Consider the following 26058-nt stretch of genomic DNA (forward strand, 5'->3'; position numbering starts at 1 on the left):
CCACGACAGACGGCCTGACCAGCACGCGACGGAGTCAGTCGGTGAATCGCACCCCGGAGGTACGGGGTCGCTCGCCCAGGGCCTGCCGCGCGACCCGCATCGACGTCGCCCCGTTGAAGCCGCGGCGCTGCAGTTGTCCGACGAGACGGCGCAGCCCCACCTCGGGAGGGAGTGAGCGCAGGGTGCGGGCCTTGCCGAGCGCGAACTCGAGCGCGCGCTCCTCCTCGTCATCGGGCAGCTGGTCGATCGTGACGTCGATCACCTCGCGTTCGAGACCGCGCTGCACGAGCGCCTGGCGTACGGCGCCCCTCCCCTGCCGCTTCTGAAGCCCCTTGTGCACGAGCTGCTCGGCGAGGGCCGCGTCATCGAGGTAACCGCGATCGACGCAGGCGTCGATGATCTCGTCGATCTGCATCTGATCAAGTCCTTCGGCCCGCAGCACACCGTGGGCCTCACGCACCGACAGACTCCGCCCCCGCAGGCGCTTCAGCAGGGTCTGCTCCGCCGCCGCAGCGTCGATCGCTGGTGGCGGTGTCTCGCCGTCACCGGGGCCTGCGATCGCGCGACCCGACGACGGGCTGCGCCTGCGATCCGGCGCGCGCGTCGAGTCGTCGACGGCTCCCAGCGCGTGCAGCCCCCGGGCGGCCGGTGCCGTCCAGGTGGTGTGCCACCGCGTGTCGGGTTCGGCAGGCGCGTCGGGAGAGGCATCCGTCGAGGACGACGCCAACGTCGGACGCGGCAGGCCGGCCGACGCGGAGCGCCCGAAGAGGGGTATGACGGGGGCGAGCCCGTCGGGCTCGCCCCCGGGAGGTACCGTCATGATCAGGCCGGACGACGCTTCGCGAGCTCGTCTTCGACGGCGGCATCGGCGTCCTTCGGGACGCCCACGCCGAGCTTGGCCTTGATCTTCTGCTCGATGTCAGCCGCGATGTCCTCGTTCTTGAGCAGGAACGACCGGGCGTTCTCCTTGCCCTGACCGAGCTGCTCGCCGTCGTAGGTGTACCAGGCACCCGACTTCTTGACGATGCCGTGCTCGACACCGAAGTCGATGAGGCTTCCTTCGCGCGAGATGCCCGTGCCGAACAGGATGTCGAACTCCGCCTGCTTGAAGGGCGGCGCCATCTTGTTCTTGACGACCTTGACGCGAGTGCGGTTACCGACCGCGTCGGTACCGTCCTTCAGCGTCTCGATGCGGCGGATGTCGAGGCGTACCGACGCGTAGAACTTGAGCGCCTTCCCGCCGGCAGTGGTCTCGGGCGAGCCGAAGAAGACGCCGATCTTCTCGCGCAGCTGGTTGATGAAGATCGCGGTGGTCTTGGTCTGGTTCAGGCCACCGGTGAGCTTCCGGAGCGCCTGCGACATCAAGCGCGCCTGCAGGCCCACGTGCGAGTCGCCCATCTCGCCTTCGATCTCGGCCTTGGGGACGAGGGCGGCGACCGAGTCGATGACGACCAGGTCGATTGCGCCCGAACGCACGAGCATGTCGGCGATCTCGAGCGCCTGCTCACCGGTGTCGGGCTGCGAGACGAGCAGCTGGTCGATGTCGACGCCGAGCTTCGCGGCGTAGTCGGGGTCGAGCGCGTGCTCGGCGTCGATGAATGCGGCGATGCCGCCCGCGCGCTGCACGTTGGCGATCGCGTGGAGGGTCAGCGTGGTCTTACCCGACGACTCCGGACCGTAGATCTCGATGATGCGGCCGCGAGGAAGACCACCGACGCCGAGGGCGACGTCGAGGGCGATGGAACCGGTGGGGATGACTTCGACCGGCGCGCGCTCGTCGCTGCCCAGCCGCATGACCGAGCCCTTTCCGAACTGGCGGTCGATCTGGGCGAGGGCCGACTCGAGGGCCTTCTCGCGCTCGACGGGTGATGGCATGGCGTACTCCTTCTGCTCGCGTTCCGCTGCCTGTAGGCTGCCGGGCCGCCCCCACGGTGAGGGTGTTCCCGGCAAGGCGTCTGGTGTCGTTCGACGTCCCTCACGCTAGGCCGCATCTCCGACATCGGTCGGGGGCGTTGCGGCATTCCGTGAGGGCGACGAGAACGTCACCGGATGTGAAGGAGACTACGCCGACATCGAACGGATCTTCGACGACACGCCGAACGACACACCGTCATTCATCGGAGCGACGGACGGGTCAGTGACGCTTCGGCTCGAGGCGTCCGGCGCCGTGGCGGCGCGAGAGCGGGACATCCGTCGCCTCACACAGGGCGAGCCAGACGTCGCGCGTCGCCAGGCCGGCATCGAGCGCCTCGACGGGGGTGCGCCCGCCGAGCTCGGAGAGCACCAGGTCCGCGACGATCGCGGGACCGCGCGCTCCGAATTCGTCGGACACCGCGCGTTCGAATTCGCTGCGTCGCACCTCAGCGCAGCGAGAGCTCGGGCTCGACCGAGGCCACCAGCTCGTCGGGGACGACATCGGGGAAGACCTGCAGACCCTCGAGCACCAGGAGTCGGTCGGCGACTTCGCGCATGATCATCGCGATCGATACATCGAGCGCATCGGCGACCGCGGCGAGGATCTCGCTCGACGCCTCCTTCTGCCCGCGCTCCACCTCGCTGAGGTAGCCGAGCGCGATGCTCGCGCGGCTGGCCACCTGACGGAGGGTACGGCCCTTCTGCTGGCGCAGGTCCCGCAGGACTTCGCCGATCTCATGACGTACCAGGATCATTCGGGTCCCCTCCTCACTCATCTCGGGTCGCGGTCCGGGGGGACCACGCTACCTCACCGGTTGCAGTCAATCTAACCCGCGCCGCTGGGCATCGGGCCAGAATCACCGAATGTAACCGACCGGAAACAGGCCCTATTCCCCTCGCCACGGTGACCCCTCAGAGGGCGTCGAGAGCGAGCCGGATGACGCGGCGCACCGTCTCGGCACGGATGCCGTCGCGGTCGCCGTCGAGCTGCAGCGATTCGACACGCGTGCCGAGGGGGGTGGACACGGCGATGTGCACGGTTCCCACCGGCTGCCCGTCGGGCGAGGTCGGCCCCGCGATGCCGGTCGTCGCGATGCCGACCTGCACCTCGACTCCGGGGAGGGCGAGCGCGCCGCGCACCCCTTCCGCCATCTGGCGGGCGACCTTGGGCTGCACGGCGCCGTGGAGCGCGAGCACCTCGGCATCGACGCCGAGCAGCGTGGCCTTCAGCTCGGTCGCGTAGGCGACGATTCCGCCCTGCACGTGAGCGGATGCCCCGGGCACCGCGACGAGCTGGGCGGTCACTGCGCCGCCCGTGAGCGATTCCGCGACACCGATGCGCCAGCCGAGGTCGTCGAGCCGGGCGATGAGGCGGGCCGCGTCGGAGGCAGGCGCCGCCGGTCGGGAGCGCACGAGCGTCTCCTCCGCGTCGGCGCTGCCGTCGTGCGCGTCGATGTCGGTCACGTGGCCGACCGCCGCGCCGCGCGGGCGCCGCGGATCTCGGTCACGAGGTAGTCGATGCCGCTCGCGATCGTGAGGATGACGGCGATCCACATGGTCGCCACGACGAACCATGAGACCCAGCCGCCGAGCACCGTCCACAGCGGCGCGATGGCGAGCGTGATCGCGACGGCCTGGGCGACGGTCTTGAGCTTGCCCATCCACGCTGCGGCGAGCACGTGGTCGCTGATGACGATGAAGCGGTAGACGGTGATGCCGATCTCGCGCACGAGGACGATGATCGTCACCCACCAGGGCAGCTCGCCGAGGATCGAGAGGCCGACGAACGCGCAGCCGGTGATCACCTTGTCGGCGATCGGATCGAGGATCTTGCCGAGGTCGGTCACGACCTCGTACTTGCGGGCGAGGTACCCGTCGATGCCGTCGGTCGCGATCGCGACGACGAACAGCAGAGCGGCGGCCCACCGCAGGCCTCCGTCGGTGCCGCCGTCGGAAAGAAGCAGCCACAGGAAGACCGGCGCGCAGAGGATGCGCGCGATGGTGATCGCGTTGGGCAGCTGTCGCGGAATCGTCGTCATGGTCAGTCGCGGCCGGTCAGGCTCCAGGCATCCTCGTCTCCGTCGGAGTCGAGGACATCGTAGCCGTCGAACTGCCGCTCAACCGGATCGTCGGCGTAACGCTCATCGATCCCAGCGGGGGCGGATGCCGCGGTCGGCACGTCGTCGCCGCGCAGACGCGCGAGCACCTCGGGCAGCTGCTCGGGGGTGACCAGCACGTCACGCGCCTTCGAGCCCTCCGAGGGCCCGACGATCTCGCGGGACTCGAGGAGGTCCATGAGGCGTCCGGCCTTCGCGAACCCGACCCGCAGCTTGCGCTGCAGCATCGAGGTCGAGCCGAACTGGGAGCTGACGATCAGCTCGGCGGCGGCGAGGAGCAGCTCGAGGTCGTCGCCGATGTCGGCGTCGATCTCCTTCCTCTCCGCGGCGGCCTGCACGTCGGCACGGTAGTCGGGGCGGGCCTGTCCGGTGACGTGGGCGACGACCTTCTCGATCTCCGCCTCGCTGACCCACGCGCCCTGCACGCGCAGCGGCTTGGACGCCCCCATCGGCAGGAACAGCCCGTCGCCCTGTCCGATGAGACGGTCGGCGCCCGGCTGGTCGAGGATGACGCGCGAGTCGGTGACGCTCGTGACCGCGAACGCGAGCCGCGAGGGCACGTTGGCCTTGATGAGACCCGTGACGACGTCGACGCTCGGACGCTGGGTGGCGAGCACGAGATGGATGCCGCTGGCCCGGGCGAGCTGCGTGATGCGAACGATCGAGTCCTCGACGTCGCGCGGGGCGACCATCATGAGGTCGGCGAGCTCGTCGACGACGACCAGCAGGTAGGGGTAGGGCTTGAGCACGCGCTCGGAGCCGGCCGGCAACTCGACCTGACCGGCGACGACGGCGCGGTTGAAGTCGTCGATGTGGCGGAACCCGAACGACGCGAGGTCGTCGTACCGCATGTCCATCTCCTTCACGACCCACTGCAGCGCTTCGGCCGCCTTCTTCGGGTTCGTGATGATGGGGGTGATGAGGTGCGGCACGCCGGCGTACGAGGTCAGCTCGACGCGCTTCGGGTCGATGAGCACCATGCGCACGTCGGCGGGCTTGGCGCGCATCAGCAGGCTCGTGATCATCGAGTTCACGAAGCTCGACTTGCCGGAACCGGTGGAGCCCGCGACCAGCAGGTGGGGCATCTTCGCGAGGTTGGCGACGACGTAGGAGCCGCTGACGTCCTTGCCGACGCCGATCGTCATGGGATGGGTCTGCTGCTGCGCGGTCGAGGAACGCAGCACGTCGCCGAGGGTGACGATCTCGCGGTCGGTGTTGGGGATCTCGACGCCGATGGCGCTCTTGCCGGGAATCGGGGCGAGGATGCGCACCTCGTTGGAGGCCACCGCGTAGGCGATGTTGTTGGTGAGCGCCGTGATGCGCTCGACCTTCACACCGGGGCCGAGCTCGATCTCGTACTGCGTGACTGTCGGTCCGCGGGAGAAGCCGGTGACCCGCGCATCGACCTGGAACTGGTCGAGCACCCCGGTGATCGCCCGGACGACCTCGTCGTTCGCCGCCGAACGCGCCTTGCCGGGCGCGCCGGGCGCCAGGGTCGTCACGGCCGGCAGCCGGTAGGGGGCGGCGGGCGGGAGGCCCGCGGCATCCGATCCGAAGCCGACCACATCGGGCAGTGCCTCCTGCGGGCCGGTGTCGCCGTCGTCGACGAGGGAGGTCGCCGCGTTGCGAGCCGCCTGCGTGCGCGCCGCGCGGATGATCGAGGGATCGACGACCTCGGTGATCGCATCGGTGGGCACCGGTGCGACGGCCTGGTCGAACCCGCCCTGGGCGTCATCGGTCGTGAAGAGCAGCTCGGTGAGGTCCTGCGACGGGGAGGTCGAGGCATCCTTCTCGCGACGCCCGCGGTTGCGACGCCACGCCGGCAGCGTCTCATCGGCCGCCTCGGCGGAGGCGTCGGGCTCGGACACGCGCTCGGTGCCGAACATCCACGCGTACAGGTCGCCGAGCCTGCGGCCGATGCGGTTCGGCGGGGTCTTGGTGAGGATCAGCACGCTGAGCGCGGCGAGGAGCCCCAGGGCGAGGTACGCGCCGATCGGGGAAAGGAGGTAGGCGAGCGGCTCGGCCACCATCCAGCCGAAGAGGCCTCCGGCGCCGCTCAGCGCCGGAAGACCCTGGGAGGGAGCAGGCCGTCCGCCGGCCACGTGGCAGAAGCCCGCGATCGCGACGACGAACAGCAGGAAGCCGATGCCGATGCGACCGTTGTCGTGCACCGAGGCCGGATGACGGAACAGCCACCCGGCGAGGAGCACGAGCAGCACCGGCATGAGGAACGCGAGCCGTCCGACCAGCCCGCCGACGCTGTAGGCGGAGACGGAGGCGGAGACATCCGTGCCGATGAGGAACCACTCGACCACGGCGCCCGCGACCGCGAGGACGACCAGGAGGAACGGGAGACCGTCGCGGCGCTGCTCCTTCTCGAGCGTCTCGGGCCCGAACGCGCGGAACAGCCCGCCGACGCCGTGCGCGAGCCCCATCCAGGCGCGCACCGCGAGGGCCGGCCTGTCAGGCTCGCCGACGTAGCCGCGCGGGGTCGGTTCGGGCTTGCGAGCGCGCGACGCACCGCTCTTCGCGGGCGCGCGGCCGCTCGAGGTGGCGCTGCTGCTCCTGGGCATGCCTCCACGGTAGGCGTCCGGGCCGACACTGGCCGGTAGCGACGCGGATGCCGCGGCCACACGCCGCCGCGACGCCCCTCACGCCCGCGTGCGGTGGGAGGATGCCGGAAGGCCCGCGCCGACGCGGGCACGGAGGATCCCCCATGACCCCACCCCGCCCCGTCGCCGTCTACGGCGGCCGACGCATCCCGTTCGCACGCTCGAACACGGCCTACGCCGACGCATCCAATCAGGACATGCTCACGACCACGCTGCAGGCCGTCGCCGACGCGTTCGACCTGCACGGCGAGCGCATCGGCGAGATCGCGGCCGGAGCCGTGCTCAAGCACTCGCGCGACTTCAACCTGACCCGCGAGTCGGCGCTCAGCACGACCCTCTCCCCCGCCAGCGCCGCGTTCGACGTGCAGATGGCGTGCGGCACCGGGCTGCAGGCGGCGGTGACCGTCGCGAACAAGATCGCGCTCGGGCAGATCGACTCGGCGATCGCCGGCGGGGTCGACACGACATCCGATGCCCCCCTCGCGCTCGACGAGGGGCTGCGTCATCTGCTTCTGCGCGCCAACCGGGCGCGCTCGTTCGGTGCTCGGGCGAAGCTGTTCGCCGGCTTCCGCCCGCGGATGCTGCGCCCCCACGTGCCCAGCAACGGCGAGCCGCGCACGGGCCTGAGCATGGGCGAGCACACCGAGCTCATGGTGAAGGAGTGGGGCATCACCCGCGCCGCGCAGGACGAGCTCGCCTACGCGTCTCACCGCAACGCCGCCGCCGCGTGGGAGGCGGGGTTCTTCGACGATCTCGTCGTGCCGTACCGCGGGCTCACCCGCGACAACAACCTGCGCACCGACATCTCCCTCGAGCGGCTCGGCGCGCTCTCCCCGGTCTTCGATCGCACGAGCGGACGCGGCACGCTCACGGCCGGCAATTCGACGCCCCTCACCGACGGCGCGTCGGCGGTGCTGCTCGGCACGGAGTCGTGGGGTGCCGAACGGGGCCTTCACCCCCTCGCGTACGTCATCGACGCAGAGACGGCCGCCGTCGACTTCGCCGGCCCCGGCCCGGAGGGCCTGCTGATGGCACCCGCCTACGCGGTCCCGCGCCTGCTCGCGCGCAACGGGCTCACCCTGCAGGACATCGACGTGTACGACATCCACGAGGCCTTCGCCGGACAGGTGCTGTGCACGCTCGCGGCGTGGGAGGACGCCGACTACTGCCGCACCCGGCTCGGACTCGACGCCCCGCTCGGGCCCATCGACCGCACGAAGCTCAACATCAAGGGTGGGAGCCTCGCCACGGGGCATCCGTTCGCGGCGACCGGCGGGCGCATCCTCGCCGGCACCGCGAAGATCCTGCACGAGCGGGGCGGCGGCACCGCACTCATCTCGGTCTGCGCGGCCGGCGGCCTCGGCGTCACCGCGCTGCTGAAGGCGGCGTGACGACGAGCGGATGCCTCACCGCAGCCGCTTCACCATGATGTCGCGGCCGCTCGTGGGCTGAGTCACCGCGAAGCCCTCGGAGCGGTACAACGTGGCGGCGAAGTTGCCGCGCTCGACGCTGAGGCTCAGACGCTGATAGCCGGCGGACGCGGCATGGGCGGCGAGACGCTGGAGCAACGCGCGGCCCACACCGTGCGCCCGCCAGATCGGACGCACCCCGATGATCAGCTCGGGCACACCGGTGGCGACATATCCGAAGCCGGGGTCCGAGCGCGGAAACATGCGATACCAGGCCGCACCGATCGGCTCACCGGTGGGCGAGGTCGCGACGAATCCCGCGTCGCCGGGGCGCATCCAGCCGGCGAGATAGCGGCTGTGCTCGGGCGAGCCGAGCACCTCGTGCCGAGGGCGCGCCGAACCCGGTCGCCAATTGGCCGCTTCCACGACCATGTCGGCGAGAAACGCTCCGTCCGACCTCGTCGCCGGCCGGATCGCGAACGACTCGGGCATGCCTCAGATCGTAGTCCCGCCGATGCCCGCGCCCGATCCGCTCAGGCCTCGATGACCAGCGGCACGATCATCGGGCGACGACGCAGCGACTGGTTGACCCAGCGACCGATCGTGCGCCGCACGACCTGCGACAGTGCGTGCGTGTCGCGCACGCCCGACTGCACAGCCTCGGTGAGAGCAGCCGCGATCTTCGGCTTCACCGTGTCGAAGACCGAGTCGTCCTCGGCGACACCGCGCGCGTGGACATCAGGCCCGGAGACGATGCGGCCGGTCGCGGCATCCACCACGACGATGACGGAGATGAACCCCTCCTCGCCGAGGATGCGGCGGTCCTTCAGGTCGGCGTCGGTGATCTCGCCCACGCTCGAGCCGTCGACGTAGACGAAGCCCACGTCAAGCTGGCCGACGATGCGCGCTCGGCCGTCCTTCAGGTCGATGACCGTGCCGTTCTCGGCGAGGATCGTGCGCTCCGGCTCGACGCCGGTCTCCTGCGCGAGCTTCGCGTTGGCCATGAGGTGGCGGTACTCGCCGTGCACCGGCAGCACGTTGCGGGGCTTGAGGATGTTGTAGCAGTAGAGCAGCTCGCCCGCGGCGGCATGACCCGACACGTGCACCTTGGCGTTGGCCTTGTGCACGACGTTCGCGCCGAGCTTGGTGAGTCCGTCGATCACCCGGTAGACGGCGTTCTCGTTGCCGGGGATGAGGCTCGACGCGAGGATCACAGTATCGCCCGGTCCGGGTTCGATGGCGTGGTCGAGGTTCGCCATGCGGCTGAGCACCGCCATGGGCTCGCCCTGCGATCCGGTCGACATGAAGACGACCTGGTCGTCGGGAAGGTTCTGCGCCTTCTTGTAGTCGATGAGCACGCCGTCGGGCACCGTCAGGTAGCCCAGGTCCTCGGCGATCGTCATGTTGCGCACCATGCTGCGTCCCAGGAAGGCGAGCCGACGGCCGTGAACGGCAGCGGCGTCGAGCACCTGCTGCACGCGGTGCACGTGCGACGAGAAGCTCGCGACGATCACGCGGCGCGGGGCCTTGGCGATGACCTGGTCGAGCACGGGGCCGATCGAGCGCTCGAGCGGCGTGAAGCCCGGGACATCCGCGTTCGTGGAGTCCACGAGGAAGAGGTCGACGCCCTCCTCGCCGAGCCGAGCGAACGCCCGCAGGTCGGTGAGGCGGCCGTCGAGCGGCAGCTGGTCCATCTTGAAGTCGCCGGTGGCGAGCACGAGGCCCGCGGGTGTGCGGATCGCGACGGCGAGCGCGTCGGGGATGGAGTGGTTGACGGCGACGAACTCGAGGTCGAACGGACCGACCTTCTCGCGCTGCCCCTCGGCGACGGTCAGCGAATACGGCTTGATGCGGTGTTCCTTGAGCTTCGCCTCGGTGAGGGCGAGCGTCAGCTGCGAGCCGATGATCGGGATGTCCTGGCGCAGCCGCAGCAGGTAGGGGACGGCGCCGATGTGGTCCTCGTGGCCGTGGGTGAGCACGACCGCCTCGATGTCGGCCAGCCGGTCCCGCAGCGGACCGAGGTCGGGGAGGATCAGGTCGACGCCGGGCTGGTGCTCCTCGGGGAAGAGCACGCCGCAGTCGACCACGAGCAGACGCCCGTCGTACTCGAACACGGTCATGTTGCGGCCGACCTCGCCGAGTCCGCCGAGGGGCGTGACGCGCAGGGTGCCGGTGTCGAGGGCGGGCGGATCGTAGACCTGGGTGGGCATGCAGAGCCTTTCCGGGATGCCGCGCCTCGCGCGCATCCGTCATCTCGCCGCGGGGGCGGCGTCTCGGTATGGCCGCTCACGCGGCTTTTGTGTCCGCACTCGCGGCGGACGGTGTCAGCGGGTCGTGCCGTGGACCTTCGGCAGCGCGCCGCCCGCGGCCGCGTTGCGGTCGGGGCGGAAGTTGGAGAAATCGGCGCCGGGCACGCCGGTCACGAGGGCGAGCTCGTCCTCGATGATCGCGGCCTCCCATTCCTCGGGGCCGACGAGCGGCAGGCGCACGCGGGGGCTGCCGATGCGGCCGAGGCCGTGGAGGATGTACTTCGCACTCACCGTGCCGGGCACATGCGTCATGACGGCACGCACGAGCGGTTCGAGGCGCTGGTGCTCGGCGGTCGCCGCCGCGAGGTCGCCGCGGTTCACCGCGTCGACGATCGTGCGGTACGGGGTGGCCGTGATGTTCGCGGTGACGCCGATGAGTCCGGTCGCGCCGATCGCGAGGTGCGGCAGCACGTTCGCGTCGTCACCGGAGAAGTAGAGCAGATCGGTCTGGTTGAGCACACGGCTGACCTCGCTGAAGTCGCCCTTGGCGTCTTTGATCGCGAGGATGTTCGGGTGCTTCGCGAGACGCAGGATCGTCTCGTACTTGATCGGCACGCCGGTGCGACCGGGGATGTCGTAGAGGATCACCGGCAGGTCGGTCGCGTCGGCGACCAGCCGGAAGTGCGTGAGGATGCCGGCCTGCGTGGGCTTGTTGTAGTACGGCGTGACGATCATGATGCCGTCGGCGCCGGCCTTCTCGCTGGCCTTGTAGAGCTCGATCGCGTGGGCGGTCTCGTTCGAGCCGCCCCCGGTGATGATCTTCGCCCGACCGGATGCGACATCCTTGCCGACCTCGACGAGCTTGAGCTTCTCGGGGTCGGTGAGGGTCGAGGTCTCCCCCGTCGTGCCGGTGACGACGATGCCGTCGGCTCCCGCGGTGATCACGTCGTCGATGTGCTTCTCGACGGCGGGCCAGTCGACCTCGCCGTCGGCCGTCATCGGGGTGACGAGCGCGACGAGCACCTGTCCGAAGGGATTGCCCGTGTGCGTCATGGTCACAAGGCTATCGGTTCACACGGCCCTGGATTGCGGGAATCAGCGCCCCCGCTGGCCGATGCGGGCGGCGATCGCATCGGGGAGGAGCGCGGTCAGGCGCACCAGGATCTTGTACCGCAGCGACGGGATCGAGACGGACTTGCCACGGGCGACATCCCGCAGCGATTCCGAGACGACGAGTGACGCATCGAGCCAGAGACCCGAGGGCACTCCTTCGTTCCCGGGCGCGAGCCCCATGCGCTCGTGGAAGCTCGTGTGCGTGAAGCCCGGGCAGACGGCGGTGACCGTCACGCCCCGAGGCGTGTACTGCACGTTCGCCCAGCGGCTGAACGAAATGAGCCAGCCCTTGCAGGCGCCGTAGGTCGAGCGCGGGAGGAAGCCGGCGACCGAGGCGACGTTGACGATGCGCCCGCGGCCGCGCTCGAGCATCGCACCGAGGGCCGCATGGGTCAGTCGCAGCGGCACCTCCACGTGGAGCTTCAGGTGGGAGACCTCGAGCTCGACGTCGTTGCGCTCGAACGCGAGCGGCAGACCGAACCCGGCGTTGTTGATCAGCAGCTCGATCGGACGAGCGCGATCGCGCAGGCGCGCCTCCACCTTCGCGCGCTCGCGACGCTTGAGAAGATCGACGGCCAGCGTCTCGACCTCGACACCGTAGCTGCCGCGCAGCTGGCTGGCGAGCTGCTCGAGCGCATCATGACTGCGGGCGACGAGCACGAGGGAGGCCCCGCGCTGTGCGAGCTGGCGAGCGTACTCGGCCCCGAGGCCCGCGCTCGCGCCGGTGATGAGAGCCGTGCGCGCCATGGCGCCAGCCTACGTGGTGCGCCCGCGCGTCACGAGCGGGCGGCCGGCCGGCCGCGGCATCCGTCAGGGGGCGACGCGCCCGTTCGCGGTGAACGCGGCGTGCGTGAGGGGCATGAGCTCGCGCCAGTACGCCTCCATCTGCTCCGCGCACATCTCGATCTCACGCTGCGGGAACGACGGGAACCGAGTGCCCTCGACCTTGGTGCGCAGCGAGAGGAAGTTCATCAGCGAGCGGGCGTTGACCGTCACGTACATCGACGAGTAGATGTTCAGCGGCAGCACGATGCGCGCGACCTCACGGGCGACGCCCGCCTCGAGCATGCGCTGATAGGCCTCGAAGGCGGCGATCGAGGCGGCCCGAGTCGTCTCGGCCACCAGCGCGACCTGCTCGTCGCTGCCGGGGAGGAACTCGTACGCGCCGGGCTTGCCGACCTGCAGCAGGTTGCGCTCGGGGCCGGGCACGTAGAACACCGGACGCAGCTCGCGGTAGCGGCCCGACTCCTCGTTGTAGCTCGCGATGCGGTGGCGCATGAACTCGCGGAACACGAAGATGGGCGCCTGCACGTAGAAGGTGAGCGAGTTGTGCTCGAACGGCGAGCCGTGACGGTCGCGCATCAGGTAGTTGATGAGGCCACGATCACGGGGCGAGGCCTCCTCCCCGGATGCCGCAGACTCCAGCGTCTGCTCGCCCTGCGTCGACACCCGCGCGGCGAAGAGGACATCGGCGTCCGACGCGCTCGCACGCACGAGCTCGACGGTCACGTCGCTGCGGAACTGGATCTCGGGGCGCGCATCGGCATCGGTCACAGCCGACAGACTAGCGCCGCGGATTGTTACGCCGAGCTGTCACACTCCGTCGATCAACCCCGACCCTCGGTCGTCGCGGGTAGCGTTTCTCAGATGGATCCGATCATCGTCGCCCTCGTGCTCGTCGGCCTGGTGGCCGTGGCGAGCGTGTTCGGCGTGCTGTCGAAGCGGAGCCTCGGCCGATCCACGCGCATCGAGTCCGGGGATGTGGTCAACCCGCAGCGACTCGGGTTCGACGAGCTCGGCGAGCAGGCCACCCTCGTGCAGTTCTCCACCGAGTTCTGCGCGCGCTGCCCGGGCGTGCACCGGGCCCTCGGCGAGATCGCCGGCGCCCACCCGGGCGTGCGCCATGTCGACATCGACCTGACGCACCGTCCCGACATCGCGAAGCGCTTCAGCGTGCTGCAGACCCCCACAACCCTCATCCTCGACGGCTCCGGACGCGTGCGCACGCGCTTCACCGGCGCAGCCCCCCGCACCGCCGTCGAGCTGGAGCTCACCCGCCTTCAGAAGGAGAACACCCGTGTCTAACTCCCCCGCCGGGATCGATCCGCGCGGACCGCGGTTCGCGGCATCCATCACGACGGTGCTGCTGATCATCGACGTGTACCTGGCGCTGATCGGCACCGCCACCCAGACCGGCACCACCCTCGCGCAGCGCGTGACCGACCCGGCATTCCTGCTGCTGGTCGTGATCGCGCTGCTGTTCCTGTGGAGCGTCGCCTCGCCGCGCACCGCCCCGTGGGGCGCACTGTTCCGCTCTGTCGTACGCCCGCGGCTGAAGCCCCCCACCGAGCTCGAGGACCCGCGTCCGCCGCGCTTCGCGCAGGGCGTCGGACTGTTCGTCAGCGTCGTCGGCATCGTGCTGCACCTGATCGGTGTGCCGTGGGCGCTGCCGATCGCCGCGGCGGCCGCCTTCGTCGCCGCATTCCTGAACGCGGTCTTCGGCCTGTGCCTCGGATGCGAGCTCTATCTGCTGCTGCAGCGCGCGGGCCTCATCGGTCGCCGCTCGACCGCGGCGGTCTGACCGACGTCAAGCCCCTCGTGCCCGTCGCCCGCCCCGCTTAGGCTGGCGACGGCGCCGGATCGCGGCGCGCCATCCGATCGAAGGAGCACCGCATGAGCGTCACCAGCGAAGCCAGCACGTCGTGGAAGGGCTCCCTCGCGGAGGGGTCCGGCGAGGTCGCGTTCGAGAGCTCCAACCAGGGACCGTTCGCGGTCAACTGGAAGGCCCGGTCTGAGGGATCGTCGTCGGTGACGACTCCCGAAGAGCTCATCGCCGCGGCACACTCCTCGTGCTTCAGCATGGCGTTCTCCCACGCCCTCACGCAGAACGGCACCCCGCCGGAGAGCATCGAGGCGACGGCATCCGTGACCTTCATCCCAGGCACCGGCATCACCGGCAGCCACCTCAACGTGCACGCGGTCGTGCCGGGCATCAGCGCCGAGGACTTCGACCGTCTCGCGGGCGAGGCGAAGGCCGGATGCCCCGTGTCCCAGGCCCTCTCGGGCATCGAGATCACCCTCGAGGCCACGCTTGCCTGACACCTCCGATCGGGTCGTGCTCGCCGGCGCGTCCGGGCTCATCGGAACGGCTCTCGCCGATGCGCTGCGTGCGGACGGCGTGCCGGTGACACGACTCGTCAGGCGCGAGGCGACCGCAGCCGACGAGGTGTCGTGGGCGCCAGAGACGGGCGGGCTCGATGAGTCCGTGCTGGCCGGGGCGCGCGCCGTGGTCTCCCTCGGGGGCGCGAGCGTCGGCAGGTTCCCGTGGTCGGCGTCGTACAAGCAGCAGCTGCGGCGGTCGCGCCTGGAACCCACCGAGACCCTGGCGGCCGCCCTCCTGCGTCTGGGAGCCGGCGCGCCCGCGTTCGTCTCCGCATCGGCCGTCGGCTACTACGGCTCGGAGCCGGGACGGGTGCTCACCGAGAGCTCGGCGGCCGGCGACACGTTCCTCGCCCGGCTCTGCGTCGACTGGGAGGCGGCCGCGGCGGCTGCGGCTTCCGTCACCCGGGTCGCGCTGCTGCGCACGGCTCCCGTCGTGCATCGCGATGGCGTGCTGAAGCCCCTGATCCTGCTGACCCGGTTCGGCCTCGGCGGCCCGATCGGCCGCGGCACGCAGTCGTGGCCGTGGATCTCGCTCGAGGACGAGGTGCGGGCGATCCGTGCGGTGATCGACGGCGAGATCTCGGGCCCCGTGAACCTCACGGGCCCGACACGGGCGACCGCGAACGATCTGGGCTTCGCGCTGGCCCGGCGCATGAACCGGCCGTTCCTGCTACGGGCGCCGGCATGGGCGATGCGCCTCGTGCTCGGCGCCGACGCGACCGATGCGCTGCTCACGAGCGATGCCGACGTGCGCCCGCAGACCCTCCTCGACGCCGGGTTCACGTTCACTCACCCGACCGTCGACGACGCGGTCGCCGCCGCGGTACCGGCCGCCTGACGCCGCCGGCCGGAAACCGCCCCCGACGGGATCCCGGTCAGGTCGAGGGGATGCCGCGGCGTGCCCGCCGCTCGAGGGCGATCGCCCGACGGATCGCGGCGCGCGCCCGGCGCCGGTCGCCGGAGCCGTCGTACGCGAGCCCGAGGCGGTACCACGCCCGCCAGTCCTCGGGGGCCGCCTCGACCTCCTCGCGATAGCGCGGGAAGGCGGCGTCCGCCTCTGCCCGCACGACCCGTCCGCTCGGCAGCGTCGTGAGCTCTTCCTCGGGGAGATCCGCGTCGGATTCGAGGGTGCGTCCAAGCACCGCGGCGCGATGCCCGAACCACAGCTCCCGCCCGAGCGCCCAGACCGCGAGGAGCGGGAAGAAGATGAGGGCGACGCCGAGAGCGATCGCGATGGGCTCGCCGGTCGCGATGAACAGCACTGCCCGCTGCCCGACCAGAACGATGTAGAGAAGCAGTGCGGCGCTCATGATCGCGACGCCGATGCGGGTCGTCATACGTCTGTCGCCCGCGCGACCTGACCGGGCACGCCGTCGGCGATACCGGGGCCTGACGTCGTCGGCGTGGCGCCGGGCAGACGGATGCCGAGGTCGACGAAGCTGTCGAGCCCGATCACGACGCCGCGGGCGTCGCGCGCGGCGCCGAGGGCCAGGCGGATGCCGGGAGCGTAGGCCGCGGCCGGGTCGGCCGTGTCGTGCACGATCGTGAGCGTCTCCCCCGGGCCGGACAGCACGACCTCCTGGCGTGCCACGACACCCGGGCGCCGCAGCGAGTGCACCGGAACGCCCGCGACCCGCTGACCGCGCGCCCGCTGGTCGACGTGCGGCGCCTGCACCGGCCCCACCTCGGAGCGCGCCGCCGCGACCATCTCCGCCGTGCGCACGGCGGTGCCGCTCGGCGAGTCGACCTTGGTGTCGCGGTGGGCCTCGACGATCTCGATGGACGCGAAGAACGGCGCCGCGACGGCGGCGAGCGCCGAGCCCACGACGGAGCCGAGCGAGAAATTGGGGATGAACACGGCACCGGTGCCCTGTGCGTCGACGAGCGGCCGCACCGCCGCGATGCGCTCGGCCGACCAGCCGCTCGTGCCGACGAGCACATTGATGCCGCGCTCGATCGCCGCGCGGACGACGTCGATCGAGACCGCGGGGGTCGAGGCATCCACCACCAGGTCGGCGCCGTCGATCGCGGCGATGTCGTCGCGTGAGGAGAGCACCGCGTGCACGGCGAAGTCGGGCTCGGACTCGACGACCTCGAGGATGACGCGACCGAGCTTTCCGGTCCCGCCGACGATGGCGACGCGTGTGGTCATGGGATCAGCCTACGGGCGGCCGGTACGCTCGAGCGCATGGCCAGCGCTCGCGTCGTCTCCCCCGCTGATCCCGATGTGCACGCCCTGCTCGAGGAGTACTTCTCGATGCGCACCGACACCTTCCCCGGCGGCGGCTACAGTACGACGTTCCCCGACCCGGCGGCGTTCGTGCCACCCGCGGGCGTGTTCCTCGCGATCGACGAGGACGGTGTCGCGGTCGGGTGCGGCGGCGTGCGCCGCATCGCCGATGGTGAGGCCGGCATCCGGTACGAGGTGAAGAACGTCTTCGTCTCACCGACCGGCCGGGGGCGCGGGTGGGGACGCCTGCTGCTCGATGCCCTCGAGGACGAGGCGCGCCGGCTCGGCGCCGCCGAGCTCGTGCTCGACACCCACCACTCTCTGACAGCCGCGGCAGGTCTCTACGCCTCGAGCGGGTTCGTCACGATCCCGCCGTACAACGACAACCCCAATGCGACGCGCTGGTACGGCAAGCGGCTCTGAGTGGCGAGCGGATGCCGCGGCATCCGCTCAGACCAGGGGCACCTCGGGCAGCCCCGTGCGCAGCTCGAACGGCAGGTGAGCGAGGTCGTTGTGCGACACGAGCACCCATGGACGGCCCGTGCGCTGAGCGAGCACGGTGAGGCCGCAGTTGGCCTGGTTGAGGGTCATCCATCGCCACTCGGGCGCCTCCATGACCTCCCGCACGAACCAGGCGATCACGACGTTGTGCGTGATGATCAGCTCGTGAGAGGCCTGCGGCTTGCGACTCAGGAACATCGCGGTCGCGTCGCCCATCTGCGCGCGCCCCGCATCGATCTCCTCCTCGCTCACCCCGCCGAAGAAGGGCTCGAAGATCGGCGGCATCTCGGGACTCGGACCGCTCGGAATGCAATCGAACAGCAGCGATGACGGTTGCGGGTCGATCGACGGCAGTCGTTCGGCGATCACCCGCGCCGTCTCAGCCGCGCGTAGCAGCGGCGAATGCCACACCGCATCGAACGGAACCCCCGAGAGGCGGTCGGCGATGAGCTCTGCCTGCCGGCGGCCGCGGGGCGAGAGCGGGCCGTCTTCAAGACCGTGCTGAGCGTCCTGATGCTCACCGTGCCGCACGAGGTAGAGGTAGTGCGTCACGTCTCAGCTCTCTTCATCGGGATCCGGGGGCCGCAAGGCCGCCTTCCACCCTAATCGAGCTTTCAGTCGAGGGCGCGGGCGAGTTCGGCGAGGTGCGCGCGCGTCAGGCGCACCCCGACACCCTGCACGAGATCACTCACCCGATCGGCATCCTGCGCGTTCACGACGGGTGCCACGACCGAGCTCTGCGCGAGCAGCCAGGCGATCGCGATCGCCGCGTTCGACACGCCGAGCTCAGCGCCGATGCCGTCCATCGCCCGCAGCACACGGGTGCCGCGCCGGTTGAGGTTGGAGGCGAGCTGCGCGGCGCGCACACTCAGCACGATGCGCTGGCGCTGCCTCTGCGCACCCGAGAGGAAGCCGTGCTCGAGCGGATGAGACGGGGTCAGCGCGATCTGCTGCGCACCGACGACGAGCCTCATGTCGCCTTCGAACTCGCTGCGCCTCACCAGGTTGTACGGCACGTCGGCCACCGTGAGACGCGGATAGCCCGCGGACGCGTAGATACGCGCCTCGACGAGAGCCTCGGGCCGCAGGCCGTACGCCCCCACCGCGCGCACCTTGCCCGCGCCGACGAGCCAGTCGACCGTGGCGAGCACCTCTTCGAGCGGAGTCGAATCGCGCGTCGCATCGAGGTAGAGCACGTCGATCACATCGACGCGCAGACGGGTGAGCGTCGCCTCGACGCCCCGCACGAGTGCCACCGGCCCGAGACCCGGGTGGTCTTCGTGCGCGCCCACTCTCGCGGTCACGACCACGCTCTCGCGCAGGCCCCGGGACTCGATCCAGCTGCCGACGATGTGCTCGCTGCGTCCGGCGCCGTAGCTGTCGGAGGTGTGCACCGCATTTCCGCCGAGCTCGACGTAGCGATCGAGCGCCTGGTGAGCGGTCGGCAGGTCGGTTGTCCACCCGAAGTCGCCGCCGCCGAGGATCAGCGGGAAGACGGAGAACCCTGATTCCCCGAGCGGAATACGAAGCCCGGCCCCCACGGCCGGACCCTGCACGGGGATCGGCGCCGACGGGTGCGGCGTCTCGGGCGCACGCGAGCGACCGAGGAGTCGGTCGTCCCAGGCCATGCGCAGCCCCCTTCTCGCGCCGGCGACGCGGTCGCCCCCCGCGCGTGATTCGAGGCTAGGGCACACCGGAGTGCCCGAGGCGCTCCCACGCGTCCGAGGAGTGAACGCGCCATAACGCTTTGATCACGCCTCTTCCGGCCCGAAACGGCGACTGCCCGCCCGGAGAATCCGGGCGGGCAGTCGTCAGGGACGGTGATCAGTCCTCGGCGGGAGCCTCTTCGGCATCCGCCGCGGCCTGGTCGTCGAGCACCGGCTCGAGCGACAGCTTGCCGCGGTCATCCACCTTCGTGATGCGCACGAGCAGCTTCTGACCGACCGAGAGGACGTCCTCGACGTTCTCGACACGCTTCCCACCGGCGAGCTTGCGCACCTCGCTGACGTGCAGCAGGCCGTCCTTGCCGGGAAGGAGCGAGATGAACGCACCGAAGGTCGCGATCTTCACGACCGTGCCCAGGAACTGCTCGCCGACCTCCGGGTTGTGAGGGTTGGCGATCGCGTTGACCTGCGCACGCGCGGCCTCGGCCGACGCGCCGTCGACAGCACCGATGTAGACGGTGCCGTCCTCCTCGATAGAGATGTCGGCGCCGGTCTCGTCCTGGATCGCGTTGATCGTCTTGCCCTTGGGGCCGATGAGCTCGCCGATCTTGTCGACCGGGATCTGCACGCTGATCACGCGCGGAGCGGTCGGCGCCATCTCATCCGGACCGTCGATCGCAGCCGTCAGCACCTCGAGGATGCGCAGACGCGCGTCCTTCGCCTGGGTGAGGGCGCCCGCGAGGACCTCCGACGGGATGCCATCGAGCTTCGTGTCGAGCTGGATCGCCGTGACGAACTCGCTCGTGCCCGCGACCTTGAAGTCCATGTCGCCGAGCGCGTCCTCCGCGCCCAGGATGTCGGTCAGCGCCGCGTAGCGGGTGTGACCGTCGACCTCGTCGGAGACGAGACCCATCGCGATGCCCGCCACCGGAGCGCGCAGCGGCACACCGGCGTTCAGCAGCGACAGGGTCGAGGCGCACACAGAGCCCATCGACGTCGAGCCGTTCGATCCGAGGGCCTCGGAGACCTGACGGATCGCGTACGGGAACTCCTCGCGGGTCGGCAGCACCGGCACGAGCGCGCGCTCGGCGAGGAAGCCGTGCCCGATCTCGCGACGCTTCGGGCTGCCCACGCGGCCGGTCTCACCGGTCGAGTAGGGCGGGAAGTTGTAGTGGTGCATGTAGCGCTTGCTCGTCGTGGGCGACAGCGAGTCGATCTGCTGCTCCATCTTGAGCATGTTCAGCGTCGTGACACCCAGGATCTGGGTCTCACCGCGCTGGAAGATCGCGGAGCCGTGCACACGCGGGATGACCTCGACCTCGGCGTCCAGCGGACGGATGTCGGCGAGGCCGCGACCGTCGATGCGCACACCCTCGGAGAGGATGCGGCCGCGCACGATCTTCTTCGTGACCGACTTGTAGGCGGCACCCACCTCGGCGAGGGCCGCGACCGGGAGCTCGCCCGCCTCGACGGCGGCGGCGACATCCGCCTTCACACGGTCCTTGATCGCGTCGTCGGCGTTCTGACGCTCGATCTTGTCGGCGATCTGGTAGACGCCCTTGAGCTCGTCGTACGAGCGGGCCGCGACGAAGTCGTAGACCTCGGGCGAGTAGGGCAGGAACACCGGGTAGGGCTGGATCTCCTTCGCGGCCGTGTTCGCCAGGGCGGTCTGGGCCGCGACGAGCTCGGTGATGAAGGGCTTGGCGGCCTCGAGACCCTGCGCGACGATCTCCTCGCTGGGCTTGGTGGCGCCGGCCTTGATGAGGTTCCAGCTGTGCTCGGTGGCCTCGGCCTCGACCATCATGATCGCGACGTCGCCGTCGGGCAGCACACGGCCGGCGACGACGAGGTCGAAGACGGCGTCTTCGAGGAGCTTGGCGGTCGGGAACGCGACCCACTGGTCGGCGTGCTCGCCGTGACCCGGGATGAGCGCGAGGCGGACACCGGCGATCGGGCCCGAGAACGGCAGGCCGGAGATCTGGGTGGAGGCCGACGCGGCGTTGATCGCGAGGGCGTCGTAGAACTCACCCGGGGCGATCGAGAGCACGGTGATGACGATCTGCACCTCGTTGCGCAGGCCGTCGACGAACGACGGACGCAGCGGGCGGTCGATGAGACGGCAGACGAGGATCGCCTCGGTCGAGGGACGGCCCTCGCGGCGGAAGAACGAGCCTGGGATCTTGCCGGCGGCGTACGAGCGCTCCTCGACGTCGACGGTCAGCGGGAAGAAGTCGAAGCCTTCACGCGGCTGCTTGCTGGCACTGGTGGCCGACAGCAGCATCGTCTCCTCGTCGAGGTAGGCGGCGACCGAACCCTGCGCCTGCTGGGCGAGGCGTCCGGTCTCGAAGCGGATGGTGCGGGTGCCGAAGCGGCCGTTGTCGAGGACGGCTTCGGTCGCGGTGATTTCAGGACCTTCCAAGAGGTCTCTCCTTCTTTGTTTATCCTCGCGGGCGCGTGTCGCCGGCGAGGGCATGCGAAGGAGCAGGAACAGGCAGTTATGAGCGCGGGCAGTGTGATGCCTGACGCCTGCGCTGGCCACCAGTAGAAGATCACCCGCCGCCGGGGCCGCAGCATCCGGATCGAGGAACCCACCACAGGGGACCAGCTTCCTGCCGGCCTGCTCCTGTGCTCGCGTGTGCGAGCAGGTGTTCAGTTGTGAGGATGCCACAGAGGCATCCGCGCCGATCTTACCAGTCCGGCCCGTCTGAGCGGGGGTGCGGGTACGGACACCCGCACCCCCGCTGCCGTTCAGCGCACGCCCGCGGGGATGCGCTCGGGCGCAGGCTCGGCCACCGGGGTGGCACCTGCCGGGCCGTGGTCGTCGCCGACGCCGCCCGAGAACGGCAGCTCGCCGCGCAGCACTCGGCGCATCCGGTCGGCGTCGATCTGCTTGGTCCAGGTGCCGATGAGCACCGTCGCGACGGCGTTGCCGGTGAAGTTCGTGACCGCCCGCCCCTCGGACATGAACCGGTCGATGCCGACGATGACGCCGACGCCGCCGACGAGGTCCGGGCGGAACGCCTGAAGTCCGCCCGCGAGGGTTGCGAGACCGGCGCCGGTGACGCCCGCCGCACCCTTGGACGCGATGATCATGAACACCAGCAGGCTGATCTGCTCACCGATCGACATCGGCGTGCCCATGCCCGTCGCGATGAACAGCGACGCCATCGTGAGGTAGATCGCCGTGCCGTCCAGATTGAACGAGTACCCGGTCGGCACCGTGATGCCGACGACCGGCTTCGAGACGCCGAGGTGCTCCATCTTGGCGATCAGCCGCGGCAGCGCCGACTCGCTCGAGGAGGTGCCGACGATCAACAGGTACTCGCTGCCGAGGTAGCGGATCAGCGAGAACACGTTGACGCGGGCGACGACGGCGAGCAGGGAGCCGAGCACGACCGCGATGAACAGGAAGCACGTGACGTAGAACGCCACGAGCACCACGCCGAGGCTCAGGATCGCCTGCACGCCGGTCTTGCCGACCACCGCCGCGATGGCACCGAACGCGCCCACCGGGGCGAGCCACAGGATCATCCCCAGCACCCGGAACACGAGCGCCTGCAGGTTCTTGACGAAGTCCATGATGGGCCTGCCCCGCTCCCCCATGCCCTGCAGCGCGAAGCCGACGAGCAGCGCGAGGAAGAGCACCTGCAGGACGCTGCCGCCGGTGAACGCCGAGAAGAAGGTGGTCGGGATGATGCCGAGGATGAAGTCCTGCGTGCTCGTGCCCTCGGTGCTCGGCGCCGCATAGGTCGCGCCCTTGATGTTCAGGCCCTCGCCCGGGTGGATGAGGTTGCCGACGACGAGGCCGATCGCGAGTGCGAACGTCGACATCGCGAGGAAGTAGACGAGGGCGAGACCGCCGATCTTGCCGACCGTCGCGGCCTTCGCGATCGAGCCGACCCCGACCACGATCGTGCAGAAGATGATCGGCGCGATCATCATCTTGATGAGGCTCACGAAGCCGGTGCCGATCGGCTCGAGCGCCCGGGCGAACCCGGGGGCGGCGAGCCCGAGGATCGCGCCCAGCACGACGGCGGCGATGACCGCTACGTAGAGCCAGGTGTGCTTGTCGAGGCGCCGCAGCCGCGGAGGCGGAGCGGGGAGGGCGATGCCGGTGGTGCGGGGAATGCGAGCCATGAGGGCCTCCAGGGTCGAAACGTCGTCGTCTCACCCACGCGAGCCGCGCGGGGTGTGCCCAGCGTCGGCGGAGGGCGCGGCATCCGGAACTTATGGTCGTAGTGAACGCGCCCCCACCCGGCGCTGATCGGGGAGGATCGGACCGTGGCGATTCGACGACGAGCGCGCAGCGCGGCATCCGTGGTGTTCGTCGCGCTCGTGATCGCGGTCATCGTGGTCACCGCCGCTCTCGCGGCGGTGCTGCTGTGGACGACGCAGCAGTCGGTGACCGCCGAGTCGGAGCGCGTCACCCGCACCCTGGCACTCGCGCTGGCCGACACGCCCGCGGTGCAGAACGCGCTCGCCGACGACACCCGCACGGCCGCGACGGCGGTGCTGCAGCCGGTCGCCGCACGGGTCATGACGGATGCCCGCATCGACTTCATCACGATCATGGAGCCCGACGGCACCCGCGTCACCCATCGCGACGTGTCGGTGATCGGCGAGACCTACATCGGCACGATCCCGCAGCCGCCGGCGACCTTCACCGAGGAGTACACCGGCACGCTCGGCCCGTCGCTGCGCACCATCACGCCCGTGTACGACGACGGACGGCTGGTGGGGTGGGTGTCGGTCGGGGTCACGACCGGCAGCATCGGCGCACTCTTCCTCGAGCGGCTCCCCGTCGTCGCGATCGCCGCGATCGTGGCCGTCGCCGCCGGTTTCGCCGTCGCGCTCGTCGTGCGCCGGGTGACTCGACGCGTGACCGGCGACCTGTCGGCCCGGGGCGTGCGCGAGACCCTCTCCTCGTACGAGTCGATGCGCACGCTCGGCGAGGCCCTGCGTGCGCAGACCCACGAGCACGGCAACCGCATGCACACCGCCGCCTCCCTGGTGGAGCTCGGCCGCATCGACGAGGCGATCGCGCTCCTGACCGAGGCGTCGCGGCAGTCGCAGGCGCTCGTCGACGTCGCCGCAGGCACGTCCGGCGACCCGGCGGTGGGAGCGCTGCTGCTGGGCAAGGCGTCCCAGGCGGCGGAGCGGGGCATCCGCTGGGAGACCCACATCGATGCGGAGGCTCCCGGCGGCCTCCTGCCGCCGATGGAGATGGTGTCGCTGGTCGGCAACCTCGTCGACAATGCGCTGGATGCCGCGGCTGCGGGCCTCACACCCCGATGGGTGTCGACGCGGCTGAGCCCCGACGTATCGGGTACCGGGCTCATCATCGAGGTCGCCGACAGCGGGGCCGGGGTGCCGGCGGAACTGCGCGAGCGCATCTTCCAGCGCGGGTTCTCGACGAAGGCCTCGAGCGCGGGCGGACGCGGGGTCGGCCTGGCGCTTGTCGGCGCCCTCGTGCGCGACGCGGGCGGCACGGTCGAGATCGGCACGACGCCGAGCCGGTTCACCGTGACGCTGCCGGGCGGAGGCGCCGCGTGATCCGCGTGATGATCGTCGACGACGAGGCGCTCACCCTCGAGCTGCACCGGTCGTACGTCGAACGACTGCCCGGTTTCGAGGTCGTCGCCGAGTGCACGTCAGCGCGCGCGGCCCACCGAGCGCTGGTCGAGCAGCCGCCGCCGGGCGGCATCGACCTGGTCCTGCTGGACGTCACCATGCCCGACGGCACCGGCGTGGACGTCCTGCGCCAGGCTCGCGCCGCCGGCGTCGACGTGGACGTCGTTGCGGTCACGAGCGTGCGCGACGCCGAGGTCGTGCGGCAGATGGTCGCTCTCGGTGCGGTGCAGTACCTGGTGAAGCCGTTCACCTTCGCGGCGTTCCGCGAACGGGTCGAGCCGTTCCGCGACTATCGCGAGCGGGTCGCGTCGGCGACGGGTGCGGCCACCCAGAGCGAGATCGACGGCGTGCTCGGCGCGTCGCGGCCGCGGGTCGCGGCATCCCTTCCGAAGGGGCTCGCCGAGACCTCGCTGCGGCGGGTCATCGATGCGGTGCGCGAACACGGGCCGCTCTCGGCCGCCGAGGCCGGCGAACTGCTCGGGATGTCGCGGGTGTCGGCGCGCCGCTACCTCGAGCACCTGGCCGGGGAAGGGCGCATCGAGCGCGCCGCCCGGTACGGCAGCCCGGGCCGTCCCGAGTCGGAGTACCGCTGGGTGCGGTGAGGCGCACGAGGTGGCGGGGTCCCGTCGAGCCGGTTAGCGTCGGTCACATGGTGGGATCGATCGGGCACATCGCTCACCGCGCCGGCGCGGTCGCGGTGGCCGCGGTGCTCGGGCTCGTGGTGGGAATCTCCGCACCGACCGCGGCCGACGGCGCGGAGAACGATCCCACGTGGGCGCAGGTGCAGGCGGCCAAGTCATCGGTGGCCGCGACGCAGGCCGAGATCACCACGATCCAGCAGATCCTCGCGAGCGCGCAGCAGGAGGCGGCGGCGACCTCGACCGCGGCGATGACCGCCACGGCAGCCGCCGATGCGGCCGCCGCCGAGCTCGCGACCGCGACCGCGCGCGCCGACGACCTGGCGGTGCAGAGCGCGACAGCGGATGCCGCGGCCCGCCGCGCCACCACTGCGGCCGCGACACTCGCAGCCACCCTCTACCGCACGCGGACCGACGGCCCGGTGCTCGCGCGGCTGCTCACGAGCGCCGCCCCGACCGACCTGCTCTCCCGACTCTCTCTGCTCGATCGCCTCGGCGCGACCTGGCAGGTCGTGCTCGGCGAGGCGACCCGCACGGCCGGCCTTGCATCGACGCTGCGCACGCAGGCGGATGCCGCGCAGGCAGCTCGCGCGCAGGCGGCCGACGCGGCGACGGCCACCGCGCAGGCCGCGCGGGCCGCGGCGGCGGCGGATGCGGCATCCGTCAGCCGCACCCTCGCACGGCAGGCGACGCTCATCGCCCAGCTCGCCTCGCTGAAGAACACGTCGGCCGCACTCGAGCAGCAGTACCTGCTCGCGCAGCAGGTCGCGGCGCAACCGCCGCAGACGGCACCGAGCGGCGGGTCTGGGTCGGGGTCG

The 26058-nt window shown here is 70.7% G+C and carries 27 protein-coding genes; 9 read left to right on the plus strand and 18 right to left on the minus strand.

Translation table 11 applies throughout. The features are described from left to right. Nucleotides 1-34: 34 nt before the first annotated feature. The 7 genes from FFS51_RS05205 to FFS51_RS05235 all read right to left on the minus strand — a co-directional run bounded on the left by FFS51_RS05205 (nucleotide 35) and on the right by FFS51_RS05235 (nucleotide 6604). Nucleotides 35-820: a regulatory protein RecX gene (locus tag FFS51_RS05205; RefSeq protein ID WP_137877727.1), complete on the minus strand. Its 786-nt coding sequence runs from the start codon at nucleotides 818-820 to the stop codon at nucleotides 35-37. 2 nt (nucleotides 821-822) lie between these two features. Next, nucleotides 823-1875 carry a recombinase RecA gene (gene recA / locus FFS51_RS05210; RefSeq protein WP_056209378.1) on the minus strand — a complete coding sequence of 351 codons (1053 nt, stop codon included), beginning with the start codon at nucleotides 1873-1875 and terminating at the stop codon, nucleotides 823-825. A gap of 259 nt (nucleotides 1876-2134) precedes the next feature. Next, the gene (locus tag FFS51_RS05215; RefSeq protein ID WP_045247605.1) at nucleotides 2135-2359 is read right to left on the minus strand and encodes a DUF3046 domain-containing protein; all 225 of its coding nucleotides are present in this window, start codon (nucleotides 2357-2359) and stop codon (nucleotides 2135-2137) included. Between the two features lies 1 nt (nucleotide 2360). Then, a complete protein-coding gene (locus FFS51_RS05220) occupies nucleotides 2361-2669 on the minus strand; it encodes a helix-turn-helix domain-containing protein (RefSeq protein WP_045247604.1) in 309 nt (102 codons plus the stop codon). 157 nt (nucleotides 2670-2826) lie between these two features. Further along, entirely contained in the window at nucleotides 2827-3378 is a 552-nt protein-coding gene (locus FFS51_RS05225) for a CinA family protein (RefSeq protein ID WP_048809035.1), read from the minus strand. Next, nucleotides 3375-3953 carry a CDP-diacylglycerol--glycerol-3-phosphate 3-phosphatidyltransferase gene (gene pgsA / locus FFS51_RS05230; RefSeq protein WP_137877729.1) on the minus strand — a complete coding sequence of 193 codons (579 nt, stop codon included), beginning with the start codon at nucleotides 3951-3953 and terminating at the stop codon, nucleotides 3375-3377. The genes FFS51_RS05225 and pgsA overlap by 4 nt, the downstream gene beginning before the upstream one ends. 2 nt (nucleotides 3954-3955) lie before the next feature. Beyond that, nucleotides 3956-6604: an FtsK/SpoIIIE family DNA translocase gene (locus FFS51_RS05235; protein WP_137877730.1), complete on the minus strand. Its 2649-nt coding sequence runs from the start codon at nucleotides 6602-6604 to the stop codon at nucleotides 3956-3958. Between the two features lie 143 nt (nucleotides 6605-6747). Between FFS51_RS05235 and FFS51_RS05240 the strand changes: the two genes are divergently transcribed. After that, the gene (locus FFS51_RS05240; protein ID WP_137877731.1) at nucleotides 6748-8034 is read left to right on the plus strand and encodes an acetyl-CoA C-acetyltransferase; all 1287 of its coding nucleotides are present in this window, start codon (nucleotides 6748-6750) and stop codon (nucleotides 8032-8034) included. A gap of 15 nt (nucleotides 8035-8049) precedes the next feature. Here the strand turns inward: FFS51_RS05240 and FFS51_RS05245 are convergent, their stop codons facing one another. From FFS51_RS05245 to thyX, 5 genes are all read right to left on the minus strand, one after another. Continuing rightward, the gene (locus tag FFS51_RS05245; RefSeq protein WP_056209389.1) at nucleotides 8050-8544 is read right to left on the minus strand and encodes a GNAT family N-acetyltransferase; all 495 of its coding nucleotides are present in this window, start codon (nucleotides 8542-8544) and stop codon (nucleotides 8050-8052) included. 41 nt (nucleotides 8545-8585) lie between these two features. After that, nucleotides 8586-10262 (minus strand): ribonuclease J, encoded by a 1677-nt coding sequence (locus tag FFS51_RS05250; RefSeq protein ID WP_137877732.1) that lies wholly within the window; start codon nucleotides 10260-10262, stop codon nucleotides 8586-8588. A gap of 114 nt (nucleotides 10263-10376) precedes the next feature. Further along, entirely contained in the window at nucleotides 10377-11354 is a 978-nt protein-coding gene (gene dapA / locus FFS51_RS05255) for a 4-hydroxy-tetrahydrodipicolinate synthase (protein ID WP_045247710.1), read from the minus strand. Nucleotides 11355-11396: 42 nt separating this feature from the next. Further along, nucleotides 11397-12161, minus strand: coding sequence for an SDR family NAD(P)-dependent oxidoreductase (locus FFS51_RS05260; protein WP_056209395.1), 765 nt, complete (start codon nucleotides 12159-12161; stop codon nucleotides 11397-11399). Nucleotides 12162-12224: 63 nt separating this feature from the next. Further along, nucleotides 12225-12968 (minus strand): FAD-dependent thymidylate synthase, encoded by a 744-nt coding sequence (gene thyX, locus FFS51_RS05265; protein ID WP_045247597.1) that lies wholly within the window; start codon nucleotides 12966-12968, stop codon nucleotides 12225-12227. A 93-nt stretch (nucleotides 12969-13061) separates the two neighbouring features. Here thyX and FFS51_RS05270 point away from each other — a divergent pair, with 93 nt between their 5' ends. The 4 genes from FFS51_RS05270 to FFS51_RS05285 all read left to right on the plus strand — a co-directional run bounded on the left by FFS51_RS05270 (nucleotide 13062) and on the right by FFS51_RS05285 (nucleotide 15414). Continuing rightward, complete coding sequence (locus FFS51_RS05270; protein WP_045247596.1) at nucleotides 13062-13499, plus strand: TlpA family protein disulfide reductase; 438 nt, start codon at nucleotides 13062-13064, stop codon at nucleotides 13497-13499. Next, complete coding sequence (locus tag FFS51_RS05275) at nucleotides 13492-13995, plus strand: DUF4395 domain-containing protein (RefSeq protein ID WP_045247595.1); 504 nt, start codon at nucleotides 13492-13494, stop codon at nucleotides 13993-13995. Before FFS51_RS05270 ends, FFS51_RS05275 begins: the two co-directional genes overlap by 8 nt. 92 nt (nucleotides 13996-14087) lie before the next feature. Continuing rightward, nucleotides 14088-14513, plus strand: coding sequence for an OsmC family peroxiredoxin (locus tag FFS51_RS05280; protein WP_045247594.1), 426 nt, complete (start codon nucleotides 14088-14090; stop codon nucleotides 14511-14513). Continuing rightward, nucleotides 14506-15414 carry a TIGR01777 family oxidoreductase gene (locus FFS51_RS05285; RefSeq protein ID WP_137877733.1) on the plus strand — a complete coding sequence of 303 codons (909 nt, stop codon included), beginning with the start codon at nucleotides 14506-14508 and terminating at the stop codon, nucleotides 15412-15414. The genes FFS51_RS05280 and FFS51_RS05285 overlap by 8 nt, the downstream gene beginning before the upstream one ends. A gap of 37 nt (nucleotides 15415-15451) precedes the next feature. Here the strand turns inward: FFS51_RS05285 and FFS51_RS05290 are convergent, their stop codons facing one another. Then, nucleotides 15452-15913 (minus strand): hypothetical protein, encoded by a 462-nt coding sequence (locus tag FFS51_RS05290; RefSeq protein WP_137877734.1) that lies wholly within the window; start codon nucleotides 15911-15913, stop codon nucleotides 15452-15454. Beyond that, the gene (dapB, locus tag FFS51_RS05295) at nucleotides 15910-16728 is read right to left on the minus strand and encodes a 4-hydroxy-tetrahydrodipicolinate reductase (protein WP_137877735.1); all 819 of its coding nucleotides are present in this window, start codon (nucleotides 16726-16728) and stop codon (nucleotides 15910-15912) included. The genes FFS51_RS05290 and dapB overlap by 4 nt, the downstream gene beginning before the upstream one ends. Before the next feature lie 36 nt (nucleotides 16729-16764). On the opposite strand from dapB, the gene FFS51_RS05300 reads away from it, so the two are divergent. Next, entirely contained in the window at nucleotides 16765-17229 is a 465-nt protein-coding gene (locus tag FFS51_RS05300) for a GNAT family N-acetyltransferase (RefSeq protein ID WP_137877736.1), read from the plus strand. 27 nt (nucleotides 17230-17256) lie between these two features. On the opposite strand, the gene FFS51_RS05305 is transcribed toward FFS51_RS05300, so the two are convergent. The 4 genes from FFS51_RS05305 to FFS51_RS05320 form a co-directional block, all read right to left on the minus strand. Further along, the gene (locus tag FFS51_RS05305) at nucleotides 17257-17859 is read right to left on the minus strand and encodes a histidine phosphatase family protein (RefSeq protein WP_045247589.1); all 603 of its coding nucleotides are present in this window, start codon (nucleotides 17857-17859) and stop codon (nucleotides 17257-17259) included. Between the two features lie 62 nt (nucleotides 17860-17921). Then, nucleotides 17922-18935 (minus strand): aldo/keto reductase, encoded by a 1014-nt coding sequence (locus FFS51_RS05310; RefSeq protein ID WP_137877737.1) that lies wholly within the window; start codon nucleotides 18933-18935, stop codon nucleotides 17922-17924. A gap of 196 nt (nucleotides 18936-19131) precedes the next feature. After that, nucleotides 19132-21390 (minus strand): polyribonucleotide nucleotidyltransferase, encoded by a 2259-nt coding sequence (locus FFS51_RS05315; protein ID WP_045247587.1) that lies wholly within the window; start codon nucleotides 21388-21390, stop codon nucleotides 19132-19134. 329 nt (nucleotides 21391-21719) lie between these two features. Next, complete coding sequence (locus FFS51_RS05320) at nucleotides 21720-23108, minus strand: cation:dicarboxylate symporter family transporter (protein WP_137877738.1); 1389 nt, start codon at nucleotides 23106-23108, stop codon at nucleotides 21720-21722. A gap of 144 nt (nucleotides 23109-23252) precedes the next feature. Between FFS51_RS05320 and FFS51_RS05325 the strand changes: the two genes are divergently transcribed. The 3 genes from FFS51_RS05325 to FFS51_RS05335 form a co-directional block, all read left to right on the plus strand. After that, a complete protein-coding gene (locus FFS51_RS05325; RefSeq protein WP_137877739.1) occupies nucleotides 23253-24524 on the plus strand; it encodes a sensor histidine kinase in 1272 nt (423 codons plus the stop codon). Then, the gene (locus tag FFS51_RS05330) at nucleotides 24521-25204 is read left to right on the plus strand and encodes a response regulator (RefSeq protein WP_045247586.1); all 684 of its coding nucleotides are present in this window, start codon (nucleotides 24521-24523) and stop codon (nucleotides 25202-25204) included. The genes FFS51_RS05325 and FFS51_RS05330 overlap by 4 nt, the downstream gene beginning before the upstream one ends. A 47-nt stretch (nucleotides 25205-25251) precedes the next feature. Then, nucleotides 25252-26058, plus strand: an 807-nt coding sequence (locus FFS51_RS05335) for a hypothetical protein (protein ID WP_137877740.1), incomplete at its 3' end; no start/stop codon positions are given.

The organism is Microbacterium sp. 4NA327F11 (genome assembly GCF_005503465.1).
Classification (GTDB): Bacteria; Actinomycetota; Actinomycetes; order Actinomycetales; family Microbacteriaceae; genus Microbacterium; species Microbacterium ginsengisoli.